The 4,505-nt window shown below is 58.8% G+C and carries 5 protein-coding genes and 1 pseudogene; 2 read left to right on the top strand and 4 right to left on the bottom strand.

Going from position 1 to position 4,505, the window contains the following annotated elements; genetic code table 11:
• From sdhA to Q0341_RS13435, 4 genes are all read right to left on the bottom strand, one after another.
• Positions 1-1,263: succinate dehydrogenase flavoprotein subunit (gene sdhA / locus Q0341_RS13450; RefSeq protein WP_299514264.1), on the bottom strand; the 1,263-nt coding region annotated here is incomplete at its 3' end.
• Positions 1,264-1,316: 53 nt separating this feature from the next.
• The gene (sdhD, locus tag Q0341_RS13445; RefSeq protein ID WP_299514261.1) at positions 1,317-1,685 is read right to left on the bottom strand and encodes a succinate dehydrogenase, hydrophobic membrane anchor protein; all 369 of its coding nucleotides are present in this window, start codon (positions 1,683-1,685) and stop codon (positions 1,317-1,319) included.
• Between the two features lie 40 nt (positions 1,686-1,725).
• Entirely contained in the window at positions 1,726-2,157 is a 432-nt protein-coding gene (gene sdhC / locus Q0341_RS13440) for a succinate dehydrogenase, cytochrome b556 subunit (protein ID WP_299514258.1), read from the bottom strand.
• Between the two features lie 128 nt (positions 2,158-2,285).
• Positions 2,286-3,071 (bottom strand): GntR family transcriptional regulator, encoded by a 786-nt coding sequence (locus Q0341_RS13435; RefSeq protein ID WP_299514255.1) that lies wholly within the window; start codon positions 3,069-3,071, stop codon positions 2,286-2,288.
• A 238-nt stretch (positions 3,072-3,309) separates the two neighbouring features.
• Here Q0341_RS13435 and Q0341_RS13430 point away from each other — a divergent pair, with 238 nt between their 5' ends.
• Together Q0341_RS13430 and Q0341_RS13425 are read left to right on the top strand one after the other, a co-directional pair.
• Positions 3,310-4,296: a malate dehydrogenase gene (locus Q0341_RS13430; protein WP_299514253.1), complete on the top strand. Its 987-nt coding sequence runs from the start codon at positions 3,310-3,312 to the stop codon at positions 4,294-4,296.
• Positions 4,297-4,316: 20 nt separating this feature from the next.
• Positions 4,317-4,505, top strand: a pseudogene (locus Q0341_RS13425) (CoA ester lyase); the annotation flags it as partial.

Here is a 4,505-nt window from a genome sequence, read left to right as displayed (position 1 = left end):
GTTGCCGGCAGCGCGCCCGAACACCAGCAAGTTGAGCAGCGAGTTGGTGCCCAAGCGGTTGGCGCCGTGCACCGACACGCAAGAGCACTCGCCCACAGCGTAAAGGCCGTTGACCACGGAATTGTGGTCCGTGGCGTTTTGTACCACCACCTGGCCGTTGATGTTGGTCGGGATGCCGCCCATTTGGTAATGGATGGTGGGCACCACGGGGATCGGCTCTTTGGTGATGTCGACGTTGGCGAAGTTAACGCCAATCTCGTACACCGACGGCAGACGCTTGTGGATGGTTTCGGCACCCAGGTGGTCCAACTTGAGCATGACGTAGTCTTTGTTCGGGCCGCAGCCACGGCCTTCTTTAATTTCCTGGTCCATGCAGCGGGACACGAAGTCACGCGGGGCCAAGTCTTTCAGGGTGGGCGCATAGCGCTCCATGAAGCGCTCGCCATTGCTGTTGAGCAAGATCGCGCCTTCGCCGCGGCAGCCTTCGGTCAAGAGCACGCCAGCACCGGCCACGCCGGTGGGGTGGAATTGCCAGAACTCCATGTCTTCCAATGGAATGCCAGCGCGCGCCGCCATGCCCAGGCCGTCGCCAGTGTTGATGAAGGCATTGGTGGAAGCCGCGTAAATGCGGCCTGCACCACCGGTGGCCATCAAAACGGTTTTGGCATGCAAGACGTGCAAATCACCGGTTTCCATTTCCAGTGCGCTCACACCCACCACGTCGCCTTCTGAGTCGCGGATCAGGTCCAGGGCCATCCACTCCACAAAGAAGCTGGTTTTGGCCGCGACGTTTTGCTGATACAGGGTGTGCAGCATGGCGTGGCCGGTGCGGTCAGCTGCAGCGCAAGCGCGTTGGACTGGCTTCTCACCGTAGTTGGCGGTGTGGCCGCCAAATGGACGCTGGTAAATCGTGCCATCGGGGTTGCGGTCAAACGGCATGCCCATGTGCTCCAGGTCGTACACGACCTTGGGGGCTTCGCGGCACATGAACTCGATCGCATCTTGGTCGCCGAGCCAGTCGGAGCCTTTGATGGTGTCGTAAAAGTGGTAATGCCAGTTGTCGTCGGACATGTTGCCCAGCGAGGCACCGATACCGCCTTGGGCCGCCACGGTGTGTGAACGGGTGGGGAACACTTTGGAGAGCACGGCCACGTTCAGGCCGGCGCGGGCCAGCTGCAGCGAGGCACGCATGCCCGAACCACCGGCTCCGACGATCACGACGTCAAACTTGCGGGTGGTGATTTTCTCTTTGGTATAGCTCATGGTTTATCTTGATTGGTGTGGTTTCAGCGCAATGACAATGGAGGGCTGACGCGTTACAGACGCCACAGCGCCTGAACAGCCCAGCCGGCACAGCCGACCAGCCAGACGAGGGTGAAGACGTGCAAAGCCAGGCGCACAGCCAAGGGCTTGACGTAGTCCATCCAGATGTCACGCATGCCGACCCAGACGTGGTAAAGCAAAGCGATGATGACGCAGAAGGTCAGCACTTTCATCCACTGGGCTGCAAAAATTCCAGCCCATTCTTCGTAGCCGATGGGGCCAGCAGTCAAGAGCACTTGGGCCAGCAAGACCACGGTAAAAAGGGCCATCAGAACGGCGGTCACGCGCTGGGCCAGCCAGTCACGAAAGCCGTAGCCAGCACCGGTCACGATGCGTTTGGAGCCGTAATTCACGGACGACATAGGTCAGTTTCCTTGTTGTTTTGGGTGAGGGGCGGAGAAATCAGTACAAACCAAACAGCTTGGCGGCCAGCGCGGCGGTCAAGCCCAGGCTCAGCACCAAAGTGGCCACTGCAGAGGATTTGCCGAATTCTTTGGTCACGGCATGGAAAGCGTCCATGTAAATGTGGCGCATGCCGGCAATGAAGTGGTGCAGGTAAGCCCAGATGAGCGCCAGCGCCAACAACTTGAAGAACCAGCCTGGCACAAAACCGACGCCGATACCAAAGGCCGCCGACAGCTTGGCAAACGACACTTCAGAGGTGATGGAGTTGTCAAACAGCCAGATGAACAGGGGCATGAGCAAAAACATCAAGAAGCCGCTGATGCGGTGCAGGATGGAGACAATGCCTGCCGCAGGGAGGCGGTAAGTCGGCAGATCTTTCAGGGCGTTGATGTTGCGGAATTCAGGCCGCTTGCGGGCGAGATCAGTCATTGAGGTACTTTCTGGGTGTAACGCGTTTGTAATGTGGATAACAAGCCGTGAGATTCTATTGCAATGCAGCAAACTGACATGAGCATTTCAGCGACAGTCTTCTACAAGACAATGTGGGCGGGTTCGGGTCAGTTCAAATCATTGCGGTAGTGGTGGGTGTCGGTGCGGTAGAAGCCGCGCCGCAGCTCCATCGGGGTGTCGTTGTAAGTGTAAGCAATGCGCTCCACGCTGAGCAGCGGGGTGTTGGCGGGCCGTTGCAACAATTCCCTTTGGGACTTGTCAGGTAATACAGCCCGGATTTTTTCTTCGGCCCGCACCATGCGCACGCCGAACTCGGTTTCAAACAGGGCGTACATAGGGCCGTGGTAGCCAGCCAGGCGCTCGGCCGTCAGGCCTTTGAAGGGGGTGCCGGGCAACCACAGGTCTTCCAAGATGGTGGGCACATTGGCAAACGAAAGAACTCTTCGCACCTGCAGCACGGTGTCGCCTGAGCGCAAAGCCAGTGCGCGTGCAATCTCGGCGGTGGCGCGTAAGCGTTTGCAGTCGACGATCTCGCGCTGTGCGGGGCCTTCGGTGTTGAGGTCGCCTTGGTCGGGCACCAGTTTTAAAAACCGATACTGCACCTGGTGCTCGGCGTGGGTGGCCACAAAGGTGCCCTTGCCTTGTTTGCGGATCAGCAGGTGCCCGCTGGCCAGCTCGTCGATGGCTTTGCGCACCGTGCCCTGACTGACCCGGTAGCGTGCGGCCAATTCCATTTCACTGGGAATCGACTCGCCGGGCTTCCACTCGCTGGCCTGCAGGCTTTGCAGAATCAAGCCCTTGATCTGCTGGTACAGCGGGCTGAACGCAGGAGTGGCGGCCTGGGATTCGGCAGCGGCAGCGGGGGCGTCGGTGAGTGTCAAAGTGGTGTTCATGGGCGAGAGCTTGACCAATTGGTCAGGTGGCAGTCAGGTGTCAGATCTTATCTTATATAAGACATAAGACAAATTGACGCTTCAGGGTTTTCGCGGGTACACTCGAAAGTTGTTTGCTTGCGCTTTCGGTTTCTCGATGAGGCTGGGTGCGTGGGTCCGGTTCGCCGGACGGCCTTGCCGACATGGATGTTGGCAGCGGACCGCAACGCTTGTTTTCAACACTTCGGAGTTTTCCACCATGAGCAAAAAGCCCGTCCGCGTGGCCGTCACAGGCGCAGCAGGTCAAATCGGTTATGCATTGTTGTTCCGCATCGCCTCTGGCGAAATGCTGGGCAAAGACCAGCCCGTCATCCTGCAATTGCTCGAAGTGCCGGTTGAAGGCCCACAAAAAGCGCTCAAGGGCGTGATGATGGAACTCGAAGACTGTGCATTCCCATTGCTGGTGGGCATGGAAGCCCATGGCGACCCGATGACGGCATTCAAAGATGCCGACTACGCTTTGTTGGTCGGTTCGCGTCCACGCGGCCCCGGCATGGAGCGTGCCGAGTTGCTGGCCATCAACGGTGCCATCTTCACCGCGCAGGGCAAGGCCTTGAACGCTGTGGCTTCTCGTGACGTGAAAGTGCTGGTCGTGGGCAATCCCGCCAACACCAACGCCTACATCGCCATGAAGGCCGCGCCTGACCTCAAGCCCGGTAACTTCACTGCCATGTTGCGTCTGGACCACAACCGCGCTGCTTCGCAAATCGCTGCCAAGACCGGCAAGGCTGTGGCCGACATCGAAAAACTGTGCGTCTGGGGCAACCACTCGCCCACCATGTATGCTGACTACCGCTTCGCCACCATCAATGGCGAGTCGGTCAAGGACATGATCAACGACCAGGAATGGAACGCCAACGTGTTCTTGCCCACAGTGGGCAAGCGCGGCGCGGCCATCATCGAAGCCCGTGGCCTGTCCTCGGCAGCATCGGCTGCCAACGCGGCCATCGACCACATGCGCGACTGGGCCTTGGGCACCAACGGCAAGTGGGTCACCATGGGCATTCCGTCGCAAGGCTGGTATGGCATCCCTAAAGACGTGATGTTTGGCTTCCCTGTCACCTGCGAAAACGGCGAGTACAAAGTTGTTGAAGGCCTCGCCATCGATGAATTCAGCCAGACTTGCATTGACAAGACTCTGAAAGAGTTGACCGACGAGCAAGCTGGCGTGGCTCACTTGATCTGATTCGCTTCAGGCAAAAGCAAGTGAGCCATCCTCGCGACGTACTGTTGGGCGCACAAGCTGGCGGCATTTCGCTGTCGGTTTGTGACCATTACAGCGGCGTCGAATCGAGGATGCGCAAAAGCCTGCAACTGCAGGCCGACATGACGCAAGAGTTCGGCGCTTGCGTTTTTGATGTCACCCTGGATTGCGAAGACGGCGCACCCGTGGTT

Source organism: uncultured Limnohabitans sp., assembly GCF_937889215.1.
Classification (GTDB): domain Bacteria; phylum Pseudomonadota; class Gammaproteobacteria; order Burkholderiales; family Burkholderiaceae_C; genus Limnohabitans_A.
Note: the sequence above shows the minus strand (reverse complement) of the source record. Positions and strands in the feature narration are given on the sequence as shown.